The 20,802-nt window shown below is 71.1% G+C and carries 19 protein-coding genes; 10 read left to right on the forward strand and 9 right to left on the reverse strand.

Annotated features, from left to right (window positions below; genetic code table 11):
- Positions 1-28: 28 nt before the first annotated feature.
- The 4 genes from ACFWB8_RS25175 to ACFWB8_RS25190 all read right to left on the reverse strand — a co-directional run bounded on the left by ACFWB8_RS25175 (position 29) and on the right by ACFWB8_RS25190 (position 5,196).
- Positions 29-964 (reverse strand): NAD-dependent epimerase/dehydratase family protein, encoded by a 936-nt coding sequence (locus tag ACFWB8_RS25175; RefSeq protein ID WP_385231258.1) that lies wholly within the window; start codon positions 962-964, stop codon positions 29-31.
- Between the two features lie 26 nt (positions 965-990).
- Entirely contained in the window at positions 991-2,307 is a 1,317-nt protein-coding gene (locus tag ACFWB8_RS25180; protein WP_385231313.1) for a nucleotide sugar dehydrogenase, read from the reverse strand.
- 355 nt (positions 2,308-2,662) lie between these two features.
- Positions 2,663-4,060, reverse strand: coding sequence for a N,N-dimethylformamidase beta subunit family domain-containing protein (locus tag ACFWB8_RS25185; protein WP_385231261.1), 1,398 nt, complete (start codon positions 4,058-4,060; stop codon positions 2,663-2,665).
- Positions 4,057-5,196: a glycosyltransferase family 4 protein gene (locus ACFWB8_RS25190; RefSeq protein ID WP_385231264.1), complete on the reverse strand. Its 1,140-nt coding sequence runs from the start codon at positions 5,194-5,196 to the stop codon at positions 4,057-4,059. Before ACFWB8_RS25190 ends, ACFWB8_RS25185 begins: the two co-directional genes overlap by 4 nt.
- An 859-nt stretch (positions 5,197-6,055) precedes the next feature.
- Here ACFWB8_RS25190 and ACFWB8_RS25195 point away from each other — a divergent pair.
- From ACFWB8_RS25195 to ACFWB8_RS25225, 7 genes are all read left to right on the forward strand, one after another.
- On the forward strand, positions 6,056-6,973 hold the full coding sequence (locus ACFWB8_RS25195) for an aKG-HExxH-type peptide beta-hydroxylase (protein WP_385231267.1): 918 nt from the start codon (positions 6,056-6,058) through the stop codon (positions 6,971-6,973).
- Entirely contained in the window at positions 6,973-8,160 is a 1,188-nt protein-coding gene (locus tag ACFWB8_RS25200) for a YcaO-like family protein (protein ID WP_385231270.1), read from the forward strand. Before ACFWB8_RS25195 ends, ACFWB8_RS25200 begins: the two co-directional genes overlap by 1 nt.
- Before the next feature lie 94 nt (positions 8,161-8,254).
- Entirely contained in the window at positions 8,255-9,073 is an 819-nt protein-coding gene (locus ACFWB8_RS25205) for a class I SAM-dependent DNA methyltransferase (RefSeq protein WP_385231274.1), read from the forward strand.
- Between the two features lie 74 nt (positions 9,074-9,147).
- Positions 9,148-10,350 (forward strand): cytochrome P450, encoded by a 1,203-nt coding sequence (locus ACFWB8_RS25210; protein ID WP_385231277.1) that lies wholly within the window; start codon positions 9,148-9,150, stop codon positions 10,348-10,350.
- A gap of 7 nt (positions 10,351-10,357) precedes the next feature.
- Complete coding sequence (locus ACFWB8_RS25215) at positions 10,358-10,636, forward strand: ferredoxin (RefSeq protein ID WP_385231280.1); 279 nt, start codon at positions 10,358-10,360, stop codon at positions 10,634-10,636.
- 138 nt (positions 10,637-10,774) lie between these two features.
- Positions 10,775-11,602, forward strand: a complete 828-nt coding sequence (locus tag ACFWB8_RS25220) for an aldo/keto reductase (protein ID WP_385231283.1) — start codon at positions 10,775-10,777, stop codon at positions 11,600-11,602.
- Between the two features lie 204 nt (positions 11,603-11,806).
- Complete coding sequence (locus ACFWB8_RS25225; RefSeq protein ID WP_385231316.1) at positions 11,807-12,145, forward strand: transposase; 339 nt, start codon at positions 11,807-11,809, stop codon at positions 12,143-12,145.
- Between the two features lie 379 nt (positions 12,146-12,524).
- Here the strand turns inward: ACFWB8_RS25225 and ACFWB8_RS25230 are convergent, their stop codons facing one another.
- Positions 12,525-13,538, reverse strand: coding sequence for a 3-oxoacyl-ACP synthase III family protein (locus ACFWB8_RS25230; RefSeq protein WP_385231286.1), 1,014 nt, complete (start codon positions 13,536-13,538; stop codon positions 12,525-12,527).
- Positions 13,535-14,449 carry an SDR family NAD(P)-dependent oxidoreductase gene (locus ACFWB8_RS25235; protein ID WP_385231289.1) on the reverse strand — a complete coding sequence of 305 codons (915 nt, stop codon included), beginning with the start codon at positions 14,447-14,449 and terminating at the stop codon, positions 13,535-13,537. The genes ACFWB8_RS25230 and ACFWB8_RS25235 overlap by 4 nt, the downstream gene beginning before the upstream one ends.
- 182 nt (positions 14,450-14,631) lie before the next feature.
- Here ACFWB8_RS25235 and ACFWB8_RS25240 point away from each other — a divergent pair, with 182 nt between their 5' ends.
- On the forward strand, positions 14,632-15,063 hold the full coding sequence (locus ACFWB8_RS25240) for a cupin domain-containing protein (RefSeq protein ID WP_385231292.1): 432 nt from the start codon (positions 14,632-14,634) through the stop codon (positions 15,061-15,063).
- Positions 15,064-15,098: 35 nt separating this feature from the next.
- Here ACFWB8_RS25240 and ACFWB8_RS25245 read toward each other — a convergent pair whose 3' ends face one another.
- Positions 15,099-15,986 (reverse strand): DUF1206 domain-containing protein, encoded by an 888-nt coding sequence (locus tag ACFWB8_RS25245; RefSeq protein ID WP_385231295.1) that lies wholly within the window; start codon positions 15,984-15,986, stop codon positions 15,099-15,101.
- Between the two features lie 554 nt (positions 15,987-16,540).
- Here ACFWB8_RS25245 and ACFWB8_RS25250 point away from each other — a divergent pair.
- The gene (locus tag ACFWB8_RS25250; protein WP_385231298.1) at positions 16,541-16,927 is read left to right on the forward strand and encodes a hypothetical protein; all 387 of its coding nucleotides are present in this window, start codon (positions 16,541-16,543) and stop codon (positions 16,925-16,927) included.
- A gap of 402 nt (positions 16,928-17,329) precedes the next feature.
- Positions 17,330-17,824 carry an N-acetylmuramoyl-L-alanine amidase gene (locus ACFWB8_RS25255; RefSeq protein WP_385231319.1) on the forward strand — a complete coding sequence of 165 codons (495 nt, stop codon included), beginning with the start codon at positions 17,330-17,332 and terminating at the stop codon, positions 17,822-17,824.
- Positions 17,825-17,986: 162 nt separating this feature from the next.
- On the opposite strand, the gene ACFWB8_RS25260 is transcribed toward ACFWB8_RS25255, so the two are convergent.
- Both ACFWB8_RS25260 and ACFWB8_RS25265 read right to left on the reverse strand, forming a co-directional pair.
- Positions 17,987-18,214 carry a hypothetical protein gene (locus ACFWB8_RS25260; RefSeq protein ID WP_385231301.1) on the reverse strand — a complete coding sequence of 76 codons (228 nt, stop codon included), beginning with the start codon at positions 18,212-18,214 and terminating at the stop codon, positions 17,987-17,989.
- A gap of 15 nt (positions 18,215-18,229) precedes the next feature.
- On the reverse strand, positions 18,230-20,802 hold a 2,573-nt coding region (locus ACFWB8_RS25265; RefSeq protein WP_385231304.1), incomplete at its 5' end, for a polymorphic toxin-type HINT domain-containing protein.

Consider the following 20,802-nt stretch of genomic DNA (forward strand, 5'->3'; position numbering starts at 1 on the left):
CGGGCCGGCTCCTGTGGCAGGAGGTGTTCTACCGGGGCTGCGCCCGGAACCACTCGACGGTCCGTTCCAGCCCCTCGCGCAGCGGGACCGGCTCAACATCGGGGAAGAGACTCAGCAGTCGGGAGTTCTCGGCATGCGAATGGCGTACGTCGCCCGGCCTCGGCGGCAGGTGCCGCGGGTCGAGCGGTGCCCCCAGAACCGCTTCCAGCTCCGTGATCAGCTCGGTGAGCGAGGTGCGCGTTCCATATGCGAGGTTCACGGGGCTGGCGGAGACCGCCTTGCGCAGTGCCGCCCTGATGAGGACGCGGCAGACGGTCTCCACGTAGGTGAAGTCGCGACTCTGGAGGCCGTCTCCGTGGACGAGGACTTGCTGACCTGTCGTCATGGCATTGATCCAGGCGGGTACCACCGCCGCGTAGGCGTGTCCCGCGGGTTGCCGGGGTCCGTAGACGTTGAAGAAGCGGAACGGCAGGACCGGCAGGTCGTAGCAGTGGTGGTAGGCGGCCAGGTAGGACTCGGCCGCCAGTTTGCTCACCGCGTAGGGGCTGAGGGGGGCGGGGCGCAGGTCCTCGTGCTTGGGGAGGCAGGGGTTGGCGCCGTACACGGAGGACGAGGAGGCGGCGATCACGTGGGTGCCGCCCGCACGTCGGGCCGCCTCCAGGACCATGAGCGTTCCGGTGGCGTTGGCGCGGTGGCTGGCGAGGGGGTCGGCCACCGAGCGGGACACCGAGGGCAGGGCGGCGAGGTGGACGATGGTGTCCATGCCCCGGAACGCCCGGTCGAGGAGCGGGCCGTCGAGGACGCTGCCCTCGACGAGGTGGACGTCGGCTCCGGCGAGGTTGTCCTTGGAGCCGGTGGAAAGGTCGTCCAGGACCCGGATCTCGGACACCTCGCCGCAATGGGCGAGGGCATGTGTGAGATTGCTGCCGATGAAGCCGGCGCCGCCGGTAATCACGATCTTCATACCATCACTCCCGGTCGGGGTTTCGGTCAAAGGACGTCGATGTTGTCGCCGCCGAGTCGTCGACGGCAGTCCAGGACGTAGGCGGAGCATCCGGCGATGAGGCCGTAGTCGAAAGCGTCGTGGTCCGCGAGCAGGACGACCGCGTCGGCGGCCGACAGCTCCTGCTCCCCGGCCGTCACCCGGATGACTCCGTCCAGCACCCCGGAGGCCGGCGGTACCGACCGGGCGACGTGAGGGTCCGCGGCGCTGACGTCTGCGCCCAGGGCGAGAAGGAGTTCGGCGATGCGGGCGGCCGGGGTCTCGCGGGCGTCACTGGTGTTGGCCTTGTAAGCGAGGCCCAGCAGCAGGACGCGGGAGCCCTCCACCTTCTTGCCGCGCTGCCGCAGCCCGTCGGTGAGCCGCCGCACCACGTAGTCCGGCATGTGGCCGTTGACGTCGTTGGCGAGTTCGACGAAGCGGAAGGTGCGGCCCGCGGTGCGCTCGGCCCACCAGGACAGGTAGGAAGGGTCGATCGGCAGGCAGTGCCCGCCGACTCCCGGTCCCGGGAGGAAGCGGAGGAAGCCGTGGGGTTTGGTCGCCGCCGCGTCGATCGCCTCCCACACGTCGACGTCCAGATCGTGTGCGAAAGTGGCGAGCTCGTTGACCAGGGCGATGTTGACGTGGCGGAAGGTGTTCTCCAGCAGTTTGGCCATCTCGGCGGTCCGGCAGCTGCTGACCTGCACCGTCGTGTCCACGATGGACTGGTAGAAGTCCGTGACCCGCACCAGCGAGGCCGTATTCACCCCGGAGACCACCTTGGGCGTGTTGTCCAGCCGCCAGCGGGTGTTGCCGGGGTCTATGCGCTCGGGGCTGTACCCGAGCTGGAAGTCCCGGCCGGCGACGAGCCCGGATGCCTGCTCCAGGAGGGGTGCGACGAGCTCCTCGGTCGTTCCCGGGTAAGTGGTCGATTCCAGGACGACGGTGGTTCCCGCCCGGAGGTACCCGCCCAGCATTCGGGCCGATTCGACGATGTGCGACAAGTCGGGCAGTCCGTCTCTCAGCGGTGTGGGCACGGTGATGACGGCGATATCGAAGCCTTCACAGTCGGCCTGGTCGCGGCTGGCCTGGTAGGCACCGGAGGCCAGCAGCGGGAGGAGCTGTGCGCGGGAGACGTCTTCGACGTAGGAGTCGCCGGCCACCAGGCGGCTCACCCGTTCCTTGTCCACGTCGTAGCCGACGACCTGGTATCCGCTTTCGGCGGCCCGTACGGCCAGCGACAGCCCGACGTAGCCCTGCCCGACGACGACCACGCGGCCGTGAGCCGGGCTGGTCCGCGGGGTAGGGGTCGCGGTGTCGCGGGGCATCGCCCCGCTCAGAACGGCCGGGTTCACCTCTTCTCCCCGGACACGTACGGCCGTGGGCCGGTCGTCCCGGGCCGTGGTCTGGCCGAGGCGTGGGGGCGTCCGGTTCGGATTCTCGTGCGCGAGGTCGCTGCGAGAGCGGTGCGACCGGCCGTGCCGGGCCGTATGGGCATGCGTGGTCCCCTCTGGGCGGTTCGCCCGCGTGCGAGTGGCGCAGGACGTGTGTCCTGCGCAGGGCCGGTGCGCCGGCGCGGGCCGGGTGGTGGGACGGCGGGCCGGGTGGTGGGACCGGCACGTGCGGCTGGGACGCCGAGGGTTGGGTGTCGTGCGCCCGGAGCGGTACGGCCGCAGCCTGGCCTCAGGTGAGCAGGGTGATCACGTTACGGGTGATGGTCTGTATGCGGGGGTCCAAGGGCAGGAGCCGCGGCCAGTCGGTGGTGGCCGCGTTGAACACGGTTCCGCCCCGGGTGTAGAGCCCGAGGGTGGCGGCTCGCCCAGGGTCGTCGCTCTCGCGTGCGGCGGTGTGCCAACCAGACCCGGGGGCCGTGGGAAGGTCCGCGACGCCCAGGATCGTGTAGCCGTCGGGAGTTCCGTCATTCCCCGTCGCCACCGCCCGCCCGTGCTGGTCGCGCCGGTAGGCGGCTCCGTCGCATTCGTAGCCCACGAGGTGGTACTCGGCTCCCAGGACGTCGCCCTCACGCAGGCCGGTGCCCGCGAAGGCGGGGTGCCCGGCGTGCTGAACGGTGAAGCCCAGTGGCTCGCGCGGCCCGTCCCAGTGCCCGCCGCCGTTGCGATAGCTGACACCGATGAGCCGGTTCTCCGGTTCGGTCTCCCACCAGTGATCGGGGGCGCCCCGCATCCGGTCGGTGTCGGCGCCCTGGGGCACTCCAGGCGGGTACTTGGAGCAACTGATGGCGGTGCCCGCCGCGTTCGGCGTCACCCGCCACCAACAGGTGTTGGCTCCGAAGATCGCGATGTTGCCGCCCTGGTCGCGGAAAGCAGTGACGTGTCGGCGGACGCGCTCGCTCCAGTACTCGTCGTGTCCTGCGGACAACAGCAGCCGGTAGTGGTGGGCGAGTTCCGGGGCCTCGTCCAGGTCGAGGTCGGTGCAGTAGTCGGCGGTGAATCCCGATGCCTCCAGCCACGCGATGAACGGCGCGTCCCAGTGTGCGAAGGTCTGCCGGGGAGTTCGGGGGTCGTGCGCGTCGGGCCTGCCCTTCACCGGGCCACCGGTCCCGCCGCCGGGGCGCCCGAGGCTGACGGTGCGGCGGTCCTCGGTGCGGGCAAGGGCACCGTACAGGCTCGCACCGCCGCTCCGGTTGTAGGCGTGATAGGTGAAAAGCGGCACCTTGTACAGGATGCGAGCGGTCCGGCCGGGTTCGCGGGCCGTCACCACGAACAGCAGCCGCGAGTGCCGGGCGTCCAGGGCGGCGGCATCGGCCGGCGACGGGATGGCCGGGGGCTCGGCACCGGGGCCGAGCACCGCGACGTAGACCCCTGAGGGCCAGTGCGCGGGGATCGGGACGTCGTGTCCGGGCCAGTTCCAGTCCTCGTCGTGACCGCCCGGCTCCGCGTACGTGCCCCGTCCTTCCATGTGGCCCATCAGGCGCGGGCGTGGGCCGCAGCGGTAGAAGTCGGCCCGGAACCGTTCGGCGCGGGTCGAGAGGTGCAGCCGCAGGACCTCGCCGGCCCGCACACTCGCCCGACCGGGATAGCCGTCCACCACCACCCGCTGGAGGGGCGCTTCGTCCGTCATACAGCAGGCCCGCTTCGGCCGGTCTCCGGGCCGCCGAGCCCGGCGAGGACGACGTCGGCCCGCCTGCGCCAGGTGTAACGCTCCAGGACCTGCCGACGCCCCTCTGCGCCGAGCCTGCGGCGCAGGGCGGCGTCGGTGATCAGTTCGTGCAATGCTCCCGCCCAGGCGTCCGGGTCCTCGGGCGGGCGGAGGAGGCAGTTGACCCGGTCCCGGAGGACTTCCCGCAGGACCGGCAGGTCGGAAGCGATCATGGGGCAACCGTGGGACATGTACTCGAACACCTTCATGGGTGAGGCCCAGCGCCCGGTCTCCCCCAGCTTCCCCCACAAGTACACCTTGTGCTCGTAGGGTGCGAGGACGACGTCGAAGCGGGCGTAGTACTCCCCCAGCGTGGCCGGCGGCCGGTGGCCGTGGAAGTGCACATGAGGAGAGCGGCAGACCCGCTGCCAGCGGGCGCGGTCCTCGTCCATGCCGCCGACGAGGTGGAAGTCGAGCGAGGGAAACCGTTCGGCGAGTTCCAGGACAAGTCCGATGCCCCGCCCGTCGTAGAGGTGGCCGACGTAGCCGACGCTCAGGGCGTCCGGGCGGCCCGGCAGCGGCAGCCCTTCCGTCGGGGCGGGGCCTGGCGGATCCGCGCAGTCCGGCGCGACCACGATGGGCAGCGTGCCCATGGCCGCGTACTTGTCCCGCAGATCGCGGGCGAGGGCGTGGGTGATCGCGACGACACGGACCAACCGGGGCGCGCCGAGGAGCGCTTCCTCGGTACCGGCGGGAGACAGGTCCTCACGCAGTTGGTGGATCTCGTACACCAGGGGCGCCAGGTCGCTGAGGGCGGCCAGAGCGTAGGGATCCCGCCCGTAGACGAGATCTGGGGCCGGACCGTCCACCACCATTGTCCGGACGTCCTCGGCGCGCTTCCAGTAGCCGGAGGGCGTGTAGTCGGGGCAGGCGACGAGGCGGATCGGGAAGCGGTGGCGCACACCGTAGTAGGCGTACGGGTCCTCGCCCGAGCCGGGAGCGGAGTAGAGGGTCACCTCGTGCCCGGCGGCGGCGAACGCATCGCACATCCGCATGACGTGGACACCGTTGGCGAAGGGCGAGGGAAGGCCACCCCCGTGCAGGTACGCGATGCGCATGCCGGTCTAGCCCTCCGCGACCGTGGCGGCGGACGTGGGCCGGCCGGCGGCGGACGTAGGTCGGTGAGACGTGGTGTGCGTCGGATCCACGGGCGTCTCCTCGGGACGGGGCAGCTGACGAAGCATCATCCTGGGTGGTAACAGGCTTTCCAAGAGCAGCATTTCGGCCCATTCGACTGTCCGGATTGCGCTGCGCCTGCCCGCACCGATTGTGAGCCGGACGCAGTGCCGGACGCTGCGCCGGACGCCTGAAGCGCCAGTCCGGCGGCGGCAGGGCCGACACTCTCAGCGCATTCCAGACAGAAATGTGTCCGAGAGGGAGCAGGTGACACAGCGGGGCACGCTGTGCGCGGCTGTGCCCACCCGGGTCGACGGCAGATGACTCCCCGGGCCACGGCCGACGCGACCGGCGGACCGGAACTCGCAGGCCGGGAACCGCACGGGCATCGCCGTCGATCGCCCGGCGCACCTGGCGGCGATGCGGCTCCGGCAGTGGTCCTGCCAGTCATACGGGCCGTGGTGCGTACGTCGTGGGGAACGGGGCGCACCTTGTGCTCACTTCCGGCCCGTGCCTACCGTGGCTGCACCGTGACTCCCCGTCAATGTCGGAGGAGGCGGCTATCGAAGGGAGATCGACATGAACGAGGAGATCGAGCAGATTCCCGAAGAAGAGCTTCCCGAACTGGCGCTGATGATCGACTTGCCCAGCTGACGCTGCGCCGCTCGGGCGGCGAACCCGAACGGTTCGCCGCCCATCCCCTCACCGCTTCCCCCGCTCCCGCGAGCACGGAGGTCACGCACGGTGCGACTGGAACCCGACGCGCGCGAGAGCGCCGAGGAGCGATCCGTCCTAGCGCTCATGGCCCGCACAGCCCTGGAACGGATGGGCCTGGAGGTCTCCCCCCAGGAGGCCGCGCATCCTGCGGTGCTCGAGGCCGCGCACGTCGCCCAGCATGTCCTGCGGACCGGTCCGCCCACACCCGAGCACCTCACACCTCTCACCGGCATGCTCGACCGCGCCCGGGCGGACAGGTCGGCCGCGCCTCCGCCCGAACTTCCCTGGCCGACCGGACTGGCTGTGCCGGGGCCCCATCTGGCGCGCAGTGTGGCCCGCGCGCTGAAGTCCGTACCGGATCAAGGCGCCGCACCCGGCGCACCGCAAGGCTCCGTGGTGATCGGGTGGCGCCCGCCCGAGAAGGAGACCGCCCGCCGCGCGGTCGCCCTGCTGGAATCGGCCTGGCCGGGGGCGGCGGCCGAGTTGAGCACCTTACTCGTCCAGATCGCCCTGCTGGACGGGCCCGCCATCGACGGCTTCACCGACTTCACCGTCCACGGCGCCGTCTTCATCCGGCGCGACCGCCTCACACCGGACGCCGACGGGCTGCCCGGACCCGTCCGGCTCGCCGAAGCCCTCGTCCACGAAGGCGCCCACACACGGTGCAACGCCGCATCCGTGGCGGCTCGACCGTTCCTGCGGCCCATGGAGGAGAACGGCCCGATGGTCACCACCCCCCTCAGGCTCGACCCCAGGCCGCTCACCGGACTGTTCCAGCAGATGGTGGTCCTGGCGCGCAGTGTCCTGCTGTACCGGCGCCTGCTCGCCCATGACACGGGCGAGGTCGGTGCGGACGTTGCCGTGCGTGCGCGCCACGACCGGCTCGCCCGCTCCGCCGTCGAGGCGGTCAGCACCATGACGCGGCATCGTGACACGCTCACCGACCACGGAACGGCGATTCTGCAGGACGCCGCGCAGGTGGCGGCACAGGTGCGCGTCTGATGGCTACGCCCTCCTGGACGCCACAGGTCTTCGCCCCGTACGCCTCCTGGCCGCGGATCGTCTTCGCCCGAGTGGCGGCGCGATCACCGCAGTTCGACGCCGTCTGCGCCGCCGGTGACCGTCCGATCCTCGTGGGGAGCGCGGCCGGGCACGACACGGAACGCGTGGCGGCGAGCGCGCGCGGCGAACTCCTCGAACGCGTGGGCAACGTCCTCGCGGGCCGCGCGGCCGAGTCGGACCCGGCGGTGGTCGCGACCCACGGAGAGCTCCGCCGCAAGGGGATTCCCGCCGTGGATCCCGCCGAACTCGCGCCGGAGGGCGGGGCGGTGGCGCCGGACGACGCGCGGGGGGCCCGCCGGCTCTGGGTGCTCGGACGCTACATGCACTCCGGAGCCGACGTGCACGTGCCCGCCGGGGCGGTCTTCCTCCATCACCGGGCTCCCACCGGCTGCGATCCGGGGCCGGGCGCCAGCTCCACCGGCCTGGCCGCCCATCCCGATCCGGAGGCGGCGACGCAGCACGCCGCATGGGAGGTACTGGAACGCGACCTCGTCCGCAGAAGCTGGTACGGCCTCCTTCCGGGCCCGCATGTGGTGGCGGCCCGGCTGCCTGATCCCCTGGCCGAACTGCTGGACGGCACCGGGGCGACGGCGACCGCGCTCGACCTGCCGGCTCCCGCCGGAGCGCGCTGTGTCGCCATGGCTCTGCACGCCGCTGACGGAACGCGGCAGACGTTCGGAGCACGCTGCGGCCCGGACACGGGTGACATCGGCCCGCTGATCGAAAAGGCCGCCTACGAGGCGCTCATGGTGCGCTGGAGCATGAACACACCAGTGGCGAAGGAGACGTGGGCGCGCTGGCGGGGCGAGGATCCACCGGACTCCGCCGTCAAACACGCGCTGTGGACCTTTCACCGGCAGGACAGCCTGCGGCTGTGGACATCCCACGCCCCGCAGAGCCGTGTCCGCCGGGAACCGGCAGCCGTGGCACCTGGCCGGTCCGGAACGTCCGCTCTGTCCGAGCACACCAGCGGGGACCTCGTTGTCGTGGACACCACCTGTGGACCGGCGATCTCCCTGCGGTCGACCGTCGTGCGGGTCGTGGCTCCCGGGGCCCGTGCCTTGCCGACCGGCCCGGACGGCGAACGTGGCCTTCCGGCCAGGCCGGGCCCACACCCTTTCGGCTGACCCTGCGACGCGCACCGTCAGCCCGACAGACATGTCCGTGTCGTCCTCCTCTCGGTACGGCGACCTGACCAACCGCAGCCCGAGGAGCCCCGGCATGACCATCCATCACGACACGCCAGCTGTCCCGGCCGGCGAGCCCGCCGGGACACCGGGCCGCGAGAAAGACAGCCCCGACCGGACAACCGTCCCGACGGGCCGATACGCCGACGACCACGCGGCCGACTACGACCGGTGGTTCGCCAAGCCCGGCGTCACCGCGGCAACCGTGGACACCCTCGCGAAGCTCGCCGGTGAGGGCCGGGTGCTCGAACTCGGCGTGGGCACGGGCAGAGTCGCGTTGCCGTTGGCCCGACGCGGCTTCGACGTCCAGGGCGTCGAGGCATCGGCGGCGATGGCGGCCCGGCTCCGTGCGAAACCCGGCGGGAACGACGTCGAAGTGACCCTGGGCGACTTCGCCGAGGTGCCCGTCGAGGGAACGTTCTCCCTCATCCTTGTCGTGGGGGGCACGCTGTTCGAGCTCGCGTCCCACGAGGACCTTCAGCGCTGCCTGACCGCCGTGGCGGACCATCTCGAACCGGCGGGCGCCTTCGTTTTCGACGCGCACGTACCCGAAGCCTTGGCCGTCGCCGCCGCATCGGGGGTGCCCGAGGTCGTTTCCGAGACCGACGAACATCTGATCCTCTGCCACCGCAGGATCGACCCGTCCACCGCGACGTACCAGTCCCATTATCTCGTTCACGAGGCCGACCGCACCCGCCACCTGCGGGTCCGCTTCCACTATGCGTCACCGGGAGAGCTGGACCTGATGGCGGAGCGGGCGGGGCTGCGGCTCCGTACCCGCCTGGGCTCCTGGGCCGGCGGGCCGTTCACCCGCGACAGCACATATCACGTCTCCATCTACGAACGCCGCTGAGAGCATCCCCCTCCCGCCCCTCACGGTCGCCGACGCCCGACGTCCGCACCCCCGAGAAACCTCCCGGAGCAGTCGTGACAGACACGGATGCCGGTGACCCGGCCCCCAGCGCCGCCTTTCCCTTCCCCCACCACGACGGGCTGGGTCCTCTCCCGGAGCTGGCTGCCCTGCGGCGTGACGCGCCGTGTGCCCGGATCGTCCTGCCCAGCGGCGACCCGGCGTGGCTGGTCACCCGCTACGAAGACGTGCGCACTGTGCTGGCCGATCCGCGCTTCAGCCGCACGCGCGCCACCCGGGGCGCGGGTCCCCGCATGGCGCGCGTCACGACCCTGCCGGACTCGATCCTGGCGGCGGACCCGCCGGAACACAGCCGCCTGCGCAAGCTGGTCGCGCCGGCCTTCACCGCCCGGCGTGCCGAGACCATGCGGTGTGACGTGGCCCGGCTCGTGGACGGGCTACTCGACCGGCTCGCCGCACACGACCGGCCGGCCGACCTCGTTCCGCTGCTCGCCCGGCCGCTCCCGCTGGCCGTGATCTGCGACCTGCTCGGCGTTCCGCGAGCGGACGGCGATCGGCTCGACGCCTGGTGCGACGCCCTACGCAACCTCACCGCCACCCCCGACGCGGAGGTCACGGCGGCCGTCGCGGAGATGACCGGATACCTGACCGGCCTCGTCGCGGCTAAGCGCCGACGACCGGGTGACGATGTTCTGAGCACGCTGATCGCCGCACGGGACGAGGGCGACCGGCTCAGCCAGGACGAGCTGGTCTCCTTCGCCCTCGTCCTGCTCGCCGGAGGCTACGGCACCACCGCCGACCGGCTCGCCGGCTCGGTCCACCTCCTGCTGGACGACCGCGCGCAGTACGAACGGTTGCTCCGCGAACCGGCGATGATCCCCCGGGCCGTCGAGGAACTGCTGCGTTACGCCCAGACCAACGTCCAGGCCAACCTCCGTGTGGCCACCGAGGACGTCCGGATCAGCGGCATCCGGATCGCCGAGGGCGAGGCCGTGATGGCGGTCAACTCGTCGGCCAATCACGACGAGAGGGTCTTCGACACCCCGGACATCCTCGACCTGGCCCGCGACCACAATCCGCACCTGGGGTTCGGACACGGTGTCCATCACTGCGTCGGAGCCCAGATCGCGCGCGTCCAGCTCCAGGAAGCAGTCTCCGGTCTCGTGCGCCGGTTCCCGGGACTGCGTGCCGCCGCGCCGCCCGAATGGAAGACCGGTCTCAAGACCAGGGCCCCCCGCAGCCTGCCCGTGACCTGGTGAGCCGGGCGTGCCTCGTGACGGCAAGCCCCGCACGGCTGACGGGGAGGTCCCGGAGGCGCCTTCACGAGTCTTCGTCGACCCGGCCCTCTGCATCGGCTCAGGCATCTGCCTCGCCACCGCGCCGCGGCACTTCGAGTCCGGCGAGGGCAACCGCTCGCGCGCACGGCCTGGCGCTCCGGTGCCGGACGAGTCCGCCGGGGACGCGGCGGCCCTGTGTCCCGTGGAGGCGATTGGCTTCCTCGCCTCCGGCCCATCCGCACCACCCCCGGCGCCACCCGGCCCCTGACGAGACGTGCGTTCTCCGCCTCCGGTCCGCAGGGCCTGGCCCAGCGTCCCCGGCCGAAGCCCGGGCGCATCCTCGCGCCCCTCGACGGCTGCCCGATCCCTCGGCAGATCGAGGCGCCCCGCACCTGGAGGTTCGCGTATGCGGAGCCTGACCCTCAACAACGGAGTCCCCATTCCGCAGCTCGGCCTCGGCGTCTGGCCGCTAACGGACGCACAGGCGTACGCAGCTGTCTCGCACGCCCTGGCAGCCGGCTACCGGCACATCGACACCGCCCAGGTGTACAACAACGAGGCCGGCGTCGGCCGCGCGATCCGCGATGCCGGGATCCCCCGGCGAGATGTCTTCCTCACCACCAAACTCTGGAACGCCGACCAGGGGTACGACGCCGCGCTGCGGGCTTTCGACGCATGCCTCCAGCGACTGGGCACGGACTACGTCGATCTCTACCTGATCCACTGGCCCGTGCCCGAACAGCAGCTGTACGTCGAGTCGTACCGGGCACTGGAACGGCTCTGCCGCGACGGACGCGCCCGGGCGATCGGCGTCTCCAACTTCACCGCTGCGACCCTGGACCGTTTGCTGGACCGGACCGACATCGTGCCTGTCCTCAACCAGATCGAGCTTCACCCCTACTTCCAGCAATGCCGCATGAGGGAGTTGGGCGCCCGGCGGTCCATCGCCACCGGCGCGTGGAGCCCCTTGGCCCAGGGCGGCGCGCTCCTCGATGAGCCCGCGCTGGTGCGTATCGCCGGGAAGCATGGAAAGACACCCGCCCAGGTCGTCATCCGCTGGCACCTCCAACTCGGTCATGTCGTGACCCCCCGGTCCATGACCCGTTCCCGAATCCTGGAGAACATCGACGTCTTCGACTTCCGGCTCGGTCACGAGCAGATGCGCGCGATCGCCGCCCTCGACAACGGCGGCCGGATCGGCCCCGACCCGGACACATTCAACCGATGCGGCTGAACAGCCGAGCTCGCCGAGCCCCTCACCCCAGATCTTGACGCGCTGGTAGTTGATGGCGAACCCGTACTCCGCCACCAGGCACTCGTGGATCACCGAAGCCCTGCAGGCCATCTGGGTCGCCGGCCGGGGGTCCCTGAGCCTTGAGGTGATCCCCGTGGTGTGGACACGCCTGACAATGGATCTTGTTGATCCTGGAAGGTGTAGATCCACGGGGCAAGGCCCTCGAAGTACAGTGCGGAGTTTCGGTCCGACGCGATCGCGTTGTGGTTGGCTTCGGCCGGCAGGCGGACGTTCAAGGACGTCGCGACCGATCTGAACGTCAACCCCGAGACGCTCCGCACCTGGGTGCGTGACGCCGACGGCGGTCCGGTCGTCGCCAGCGCCTCGCATGGCACGGAGTCCGCGTCCTTAACGCAGGGGCGGCGAGCCGCTGCCCGGCGCGGCCGACGTAGTCGACGGTCATCCCCCAGCGCCTCCAGATCGGTGCGCAGGGCCGTGAGGTCGACCGCCGGACCGGCCTTCACCGCGGCCGGGTGTTCCTGAGCGAAGAGGAGCAGCTGCTCGGACGACGGCCAGCGCGCGGTCGCGTCGTACAGAGAGCGGCTGGTGCGGCGGGCGGTGAGGACGCGGGCGGCGATGACGGCACGGTAGCGCGTTGCGGTGCCGACGCTGATCCCGGCCAAACGGGAGGTCCGGCCCGCGCTGGGTTCACGCCCTGCGCGGGCGTGGCCCGCGTGCGGCTACGTCGTGAGCTCGTAGACGACGGTGGTATCCGGGCAGTCCTCCGCGGTGCCCAGGAGCGCCTGGCGTTCTGCGTCGTCAGCATCGCATCCCCCAGAGCCACGGCCGGTCCGGTGATCGTCTGTTGGGGTGCGGAGCGGTTGGCAGGATGTCCGGCCGCGTGAGCCGGCTGCTTGCCCGGCTACCTGGGCCCTGGGGTTGTCCAGTCGATCAGCATCACGCCGCCACTGGCACCGCTGGCCATACCGAGCAGTGCGATCTTCATGCCGGGGTGCAGGCGGCCTTGTTCGCCGGCGAGGGCGAGTTGCAGGGGCAGGGTGGCAGCGGCCACGTTGCCTGTGCGGGGGAAGGTGGCCAGGACCGTGTCGGGTCGAAGGCCGAGGCGTTCGGACAAGGTGCGTACGAACGGGACGGACGGCTGGTGGACGCAGACCAGGCTGAGTTTGCCGGGATCGATGTCGTGCTCCTTGAGCCACTGCCGGGCACGGGTGTCCAGACCGAGGAAGGAAGCCATGAGCTTCTCGGAGTCGATGTCCAGTGCGTGGGGCAGGCCGGGGGCCTGGTAGGGGTTGTACAGGGTGGCGGCGGGCCAGCCCGCGGAGTTGGCCATGAACGTGCTGGCGATGATCCCGGGTGCGGTACTGGCTTCGACGATGAGGGCTGCGCCCATGTCGCCTCCGGTCATGGAGGCGAGCGCGGTGCGCATCTCGTCGCGGCTGGTCATCGTCCAGCGGCTGAGCCGGCTCAACGTCTCACCGCAGGCGATCAGGACGCGCCGGTAGCGGCCGCAGCGGATGAGGGAATCGGCGACTTCGAGGGCGTTCAGAACGCTGTTGCAGGCGTTGGAGACGTCGAAGACCGGGCAGGACAGGCCCGTCTTGGCGGCCACGATGTGGGCGTTGGCGGGTTCTTGGACGTCGGCGCTGACGGAGGCGAACAGCAGGAGGTCGACATCAACGGGCTCCAGCCCTGCCTGAGTCAGCGCCGTCCGGGCGGCGTGGGAGGCGAGGTCGGAGGGGAGGACCCCGTCGTCGGCGACGATGCGCTCCTGGAGGCCGTACATCCGGCGCAGTAGTCCGGCGGGAATGCGCAGTGCGGGGCTGTGTTCGCGCAGCCGGTCCTCGATAGCCGTCGAGGTCTGGCGCCCGTGGGGCAGGTGGACTGCGACCTGGCTGATCCGGCTGTAGGTGTTCATGCCGCGACCTCTACCGTTTGGGTGGGGGCGCTTGGTGCGGTGCGGGGCAGGCCGGTGACGGTGTGCTTGATGCGGTCGGAGAGCCACAGCGGTGTCATCGTGTGGAGCGGGATGAGGAAGCGGGCGTCGAGACCGACGGTGTAGCGGGCCCTGGGGTGCCGCGCGCCCAGCGCGGTGGCGATGACCTTGGCGACCGGCGCGGGTCCGGGGACGCGTTGGTTCACGGCGGTGAACAGGGTCCGCGACCGGCCGTACCCCGGCCTGCCGTCGGCGGGATCGGTGTTGTCGAGGTCGGCGACCGCCCTGTCCAGCATGGCGGTCGCGAACGCGCCGGGCTCCACCAACGACACCCGCACCCCGGCGTGCGCCGTCTCCACCCGCAGGCAGTGCGTGATCGCGCTCAGGGCGTGCTTGCTCGCGCTGTACCAGCCTCCCATGGGCCACGGCACCCGCCCGAGCCCTGAGGACACGTTCACGATCCGGCCCCCGCCCCGCCGGCGCATCCCCGGCAGTGCGAGCCGGCAGATCCGCATGGCTCCCAGAAGATTCACTTCCAGCAGATGACGCGCCTGCTCATCACTGACATCCTCCACCGAGCCGGCCTGTGGCACACCGGCGTTGTTCACCACCGCCCACACGCCGCCGCCCGTCATCTCCTCCACCCGGGCCATCGCCTCCTGGCAGGAGACCGCATCCGCCACATCCAGCACCACCGTGCGCAAGCCCAGCCCCCGCCCCGCCGCAGCCGCGAGCAGGGCGTCCGCCTTGTCCTGATTGCGCGCCGTGCCGATCACATCCCAGCCCAAGCCCGCCAACCGCAAGGCCGTGGCGGCACCGATCCCGCCTGTCGCCCCTGTGACCATCACACTGCGCCCCGCGCAGCCGTCGGCCGGAGTACCCGTCAAAGCCATCACGCCTGCCTCTGAAATCCCTGTCGGCCGTGCGCCCTGCGCGCCTCCGCATCCCCCTGATCAACGAACCAGACAGCGGCACGGATACGACCGGCATGCAGACTTCCGAAGCCGCGATCTCGCGCCTGAACCCTCTGGCGGGAACTGATCGAACGCCGTGAGCGGCCTGGTGTACTGCGCGTATGGCAGATCAAAAGCAGTGCACGGTGGTCCGGACCGGACGGTACGAGGGCGTGCAGGGTGGCACGTTCGGCGCGGGTATCAGCGCCCAGTCGGCAGGAGCACAGCGGCTGTGTCTCCACCGCCTGGTGATGCCGGCCGGGACCCGCGGCCGCCCTCACCTACACGAGGGGCACGAGTCGGCCATCTTCATCCAGTCCGGCCAGGTCGAGGTCTGGCACGGCGAGGACTTGGCCGAGCATGTGACGCTGAGGGCGGGCGACTACATCCACATCCCCGCCGACACCCCCCACATGCCCGTGAACACCGGCGACCAGGACATGGTCTGCCTGGTCGCCCGCACCGACCCCGACGAACAAGAAGGCGTCCGCCTCCTGGACCTGCCTGCGTGGCTGGAGACCCGGGTCGGTCCGCTGCCCGTCGGGGCCGGCTGAACCAGCTGCTGTGAGAGCGGCCGCGGGCAGGGCGGTCAACCGGCATCGCGGTTGACCGGCTGCTCTGCCGGGGCGTCGTGTTCAGGGGCTTTGCGCCAGCGCGCTTCGCAGAACGAGTAAAGGCCGAACAGTAGGAGGCCCACCGCCGCGGCGATCAGCAGCACGGGCCCGGCGGGCGTGTCAGCGAACGAACGCAGTGTCTCGTCCAGGCCCTTTGCCTGGCTGGCGTCGAAGCGGACCGCGGCCAGGAGAACGAACAGGCCGGTCGCCACCGCGACCACGCCGCACGCCACGCCGCCGATGATGCCCAGCGCCGCGACGATACGCCGCGTCGTCTGGCTCATCCGGTCCGTGCGGAGATTCTTCTCGAACTTCCGCATCAGGCTGCGTACCACGATCACCACGCCCACGATGGCCAGCACGGCGCCGAACACGCCGACGAGTACCCGTCCAAAGGGCCATTCCAGCACTCGCGCGGTGTAGTCCTTCGACGTCTGGTCACTGGCGCGGGTGCCGGCAGACCCGCCGACCAGCGCGGTCTGCACCACACCGATACAAACCACGATGTAGAAGATGGCTAGTCCCAAAGAGCCCAGCCGCCGGGTCCATTTGTCACCGCCCGCCGTCGCCTGCCCGAACGCGGCCTCGGACAGCCGCCACAGGGCCATCGCCGCCAGCCCCGCTACCAGCGCCCACAGCAACACCCGGCCGTAGGGCTGCTCGCCGATGGTCCGCACCGCCCCGGACCGGTCAGCCTCCTTGCCACCGCCGCCGAACCCGAGCCGAACGGCGAGGAGCCCGACCAGAACGTAGATCACTCCCCGGGCGCAGAGCCCGACCCTGGACGCCACCTCCATGGCCCGGCTGTCGGCCACACGCTGCCCCCGGGTCTTGGGCTGGCCGGCATCCTTCTCGATCGCCATAACCGGACACCTCCCCGTGCCCTACCAAAGCCGACACGGCGCCACGCTCAGCGCCCGCTCGCCCGCGGGCTGGCGCCCGCGGCGCCCGGCCATAACCGTCACTCCCACCATGCCACCAGGCAGCACACCCGACCAGTGCAGCGTTTTCACCTCCCCGGCGTCGGCTCCAGCGGGCCGACACCGTGGGCGCACATTCGGCCGCGCCAGCGGGCAGCAGGCAGTAGTCCCAGCGGCCGATCTCGGGTGGCGCGCCCACTGCATCGATGCCGATCAAGGAAGTTCCGGTTAGCCTCCGTCGCCTGCACGGCCCTGGCCGGGGCGCTCGCCCTCGCGGCCACGACCGCCTCCGCCACGTCCCCGGCGGGTACGTCCCTGTCCCCCGCCGGGCACCGCTTCGACGCCGTCGCGGAACAGCCCGTCACCTTCGACGCGGGGCCGATCACCGTCACCTGCGCCCGCTCCTCCTCCCCCGGCAACGCGGTACTCGACGACGCCGCCCGGACCAACCCCGCCGGGCCGGTCACCGTGCGCATCAAGCCCCCCGTGTTCCAGGAGTGCACCACCGAAGCGCCCGGCTGCGCGTGGCCGTGGAGACCAACAAGGACCGCGCCCCTTGGCTGTTGCAGCTCCAGTACTCCGCCGCGGGCGCCACCGGCCGGCTGTCCATCCCTGAGGGCGGCTTCGTCCTGCGCACCAGCGGACTGCTGTCCTGCACCGCGACGGCCGCCCCCGGCTCCGCCGCCTCCCTCCCGGCCCACTGGGACGCCGGGACCGGAGCCGCGGCCCCCTCGCTGGGGCTGACGACGGCGCCAGTGCCGATCAAGCTGGAGGACGGCTTCTTCTGCCCGACCTCCATCACCTCGGCCGCCATCTCGGCCACGTACGCAGTGCGCGACACCACGGCCCCGTCCCAGCGCATCACGGTCGGCCCGGCCGCCTGAGCCCGTCGATACGGGCCCGCGCGCCGCCGTTCGGTGGCCCGCGGGAAGGTAACCGGCCGGGCGGACGGTCACGGAACGGTCATGCCTTCGTCGTGGTCCCATCAAGATCGCTCTGAAGACTCGGCCCTGTCACAGGGGGACGCCTTCAGGAAGCTGGTCTTGTCGTCTATGAACCAGAGGCACGCAGCACCCCGCGGGCCCGGGCGCCGGCGTCTGTTGACGGCCGGCGGCGGGCTGCTCGCAGCGCTCGCCGCAGGATCGTTCCTGGCCACCGGGCCCATGAGCCGTGCCGGGCAGAGCGGCCTCCGACAGACGTCAGGGAGGGACGGCGGGACACCGGGCACCGGGTCGGCGCCAGTCACCCGGCCGCCGGCACCGGGATGGATGCCCGGGGCGGTGCGCATGCCGCTGGCCGTGAACTTCGACCTCGGCGAGCGCGAGGGGCAGAGCGGTCTGGTCCTGCATGTCCAGGAGGGAGAGGGATCGCTCCACGAGCAGTTCAGCGTTCCCGGTGCGAAGGCCTCCGCGCACTTCTGGGTGGGGCAGGACGGGCTGACGGAGCAGTACGTCTCCGTCCACGACCGCGCCTGGGGCCAGCGTGCGGGCAACGGCGCCTGGTCGTCCGTCGAGACCTCCGGTTTCAAGGCCCGGCCGCTGACCGAGGCACAGTTGGAGGCGGTCGCGCGGATATACACCTGGGGCGTCGAGGCACACGGCTGGCCGCTCGCCGTCAGCGACCGGCCCGACCAGCCGGGACTGGGCACCCACGAGATGGGCGGGGCGCCGTGGGGCAACCATGCCTGCCCCGGCTCCCTGCGCACGGCGCAACGTACCGAGATCATCCGCAGGGCAGCTGCGGCCGCAGCCGTCGCCGGTGGCCCTGGCCGGCGGCCCTGACGGCTCCGTCCGTCCTCGGCAACCTTAGGAGTGCGCCCGAGGGTGTCGGGGCGAACACCCGATGGACCGTTTCGCCTTGACCCGAAGGGCCGGTCCATGACGGCGGCAGAGCAAGAGGCCCCGGGACTCTGGGTCCCGGGGCCTCCGGTGCTCGTGGTCGGATCAGAATAAGATCGGGATCTCGACGCCTTCCGAGTCCCAGGCTCGCATGTCCCCACCCATGGGGCTGCCGATGGTCAGGTAGTCGGTCTCGAGGGAGATCTCGCCCATGCCACCGCCTGTCCACTCGACGATGATGTGGTCACCGGCCGCGATCGTGAACTCTTCCGCCACGGGTTCGAAGACGACGGTGATCGGTTCCGTCGGCTTCGCCGTCAGTCTGAACTTCATGGGAGCCTTCTCGGTCTACAGGTTGTCCATGTACCACTGGGCCAGCGTGGCTCGCTGCCCCGCGCTGGGGTTCTTCGGCTTGAGTTCGATGACCTTGGCGTACGCGTCCCGGATCCTACGGGCGTGCTCCCTGGTCATGCCCAGCTCCCGCATCGCCTTGAGCTGCTCGACGCCCCTCTCACCCTGCATCATCTCGAGGCTCTCGTCCTTCCGGCCCCAGGCGAGCTTGCCGAACGCGTTCCGCTTGTCCTTGAAACCCAGCTCGTCGGCGACTTCGTCCACCTTGTCGAACTCCGCCTTGACGAGCTGGGCGACTCGCTTGACGCAGTCCTCGGGGTTGCTGTTGTGGACCAGGACGGGAGTACTGCCGGCCGCCACGTAGTACGTGTGGAGGTCGTTGACGGTGAGGTTGTACGCGGGCTGGAGCGACTTCCAGCGGTGGATCCCGGCGATCTGTGCGGGGGTTCCGTCAGCGGTCCTCAGGGTCTCGTTGACGCTGAGGTCGGCCGCGTTCTTCCACGTCCTGTCGCTGTCGGACCAGAAGGGGTGGTGGTCGGTGGAGGTGACCGTGCCACCGCCCTGGGCCGCGGCGACGGTGACGTCGGTGAAGTCGCGGTCGTCGGGGGTGTAGATGATCGCATCGACGCGCCGCGGTCCGGTGACGCTCGACGCCGGGTCGGTGGCCAGGACCGAGTCGCCCACGACGACCTGCTCGATGGGACGGTAGGTCCCGTCGCCCATGAGGACCCGGGTGCCCGCCGGGAAGCTGTTCGGCGCGGGCGGGATCGGGCACGTCAGGAACTTGTCGACCTTGCGTGCGTCGGCTACCGCCTCGACGCCCTTCTCGCCCCACTTGAGGACCTTCAGGGCCTTGCCCCAGGGGGTGACGCCGGCGACGGCCATGGCGCAGCCGCCCCAGGAAGGTTCCTCGATGCAGCGCTGGATGTCGGCGCCGCCGGAGAGCTCCCAGGCGCCCTTGAGGACGAGCTTCGCCAGATCGGCATCGGGGCTCGCGAAGACGACCTGATCCGGATCGGCACCCAGCATGCACGGGGGAAGGCTGTCCCGGTTGAACGGGACGATGCACTTGGGCTTCTTCGACTTCTTCTGCGCCTCGACCTGCTTCTTGCGCTCCTCTTCCGCCACCCGGCGCGCTTCGGCCTGTTCGGCCTCGTACTTCTTCTTGACCGTGGTCCAGGCCTGGGAGGCGAAGGCGTTGGCCTCGTCCTTGCTCTTGCCTGCGGCGATGGCCGATTCACGGGCTTCGGTCGCGGACTCGTTGGCGCGGGCCGCAGACTCCCGCGCGTAGGCCGCGGAGAACTCGGCCTGGGAGGCGGACTCCTCGGCGGCGTCGGCGTCCCGGCTGGCGGCAGCTGCCGCGTTGCGGGCGGTGGCCGCGGAGTTCTTCGCCGCGGTCGCGCTGGCCTCGGCGGCGGTCGCGGACTGGTTGGCGTCGGAGGCGGACTTGGCGGCGGCTTCCTTGGACTTCTGCGCCTCGGCCGCTGCGATGTCGGCCTCGTTCTTGGCCGCGGCGGCCTTGGCGGCGGCCTCGGCTGCGCGCCAGCGGTTCTCGTTGGCCTTGGCGGCGATGCCGGAGGCCTCGGCGATCAGGCGGTCGACCTGGTTCTTGTGGTGGTCGGTGAGCTTGTCCTTACGGTCCGCCATGTACTGGCCGACGCTGACGAACTCGTGCAGCTGGTCGGCCGGGCCCGCGAGCGCGATCTTGGCTGCTGCCTTGACCTCGGGTCCGCCGGTGTTCACGAGCTTGGAGGCGATGACCTGCTCGTCGCTGTTGCGCGCGGAGTACTGGCCGATGGCGAGGAAGGCGGAGAGTGCCTTGCCGCTGCCGTCGGCGAGGGCCGCCTTGGAGGCGTCCTTGACCCCCGGGCCGCCGGTGTTGTTGTACTTCGAGACCTCGACCGCGAGGTCATCGGCGCCGGCCGTGAACTGGCCGGTCGTGTAGAAGCCGTTCACCTGCTCGGGCGTGCCGCCCAGCGCGGTGGCGGCGCCGGTACGCACGGACGGGTACGGGCTCTGGATGCTCAGCTGGAAAACCCGCTCGCGGATCTCGTCCTGGCCGGCCTGCTTCCAGCGGGTGCGCAGGTAGGTCAGGACGCCCTCGTCCGTGCCTCCCAGCGCGTCGAGCGCGGTCTCCTGGCTCCAGGGGCCGCGCAGCTTGAGCGCCTTCAGGGCCAGGGTGCGGCCCTTGGCCGCGGTGGCCTTGACGTCCACGTCCGGCTTGGCCGCCTCGGAGGCCAGGGCGGATGCGGTGGCCTCCAGGTTCATGCCCTCGAGCTGCTGGGAGGCGGACTTGGAGACGTAACCGTCGATCAGCGCCTTGCGGGACTTGGCCTGCTCGATGGCGGCCTCGGTCCGGGTGGCCAGGTCGGCGGCCTCGGTCTCGCGGGCGATGTCACGGACCTTCTTGGCCGTCACCACGGCCGCGTCGGCGGCTTCGGCCGCGACCTTGGCCGCGTCGGCGTGCTTCTTCGCCTCGGCGGCGGCGTTCGCGGCCTCGCCCGCGTGGGCGGCGGCCGCATCGGCCGCGTCCGCGGCGGCGCGGGCGTGGCGGGCGGCGGAGCGGGCCG

Origin of the sequence: Streptomyces sp. NPDC060031 (genome assembly GCF_042736805.1) — a bacterium.
GTDB lineage: Bacteria > Actinomycetota > Actinomycetes > Streptomycetales > Streptomycetaceae > Streptomyces.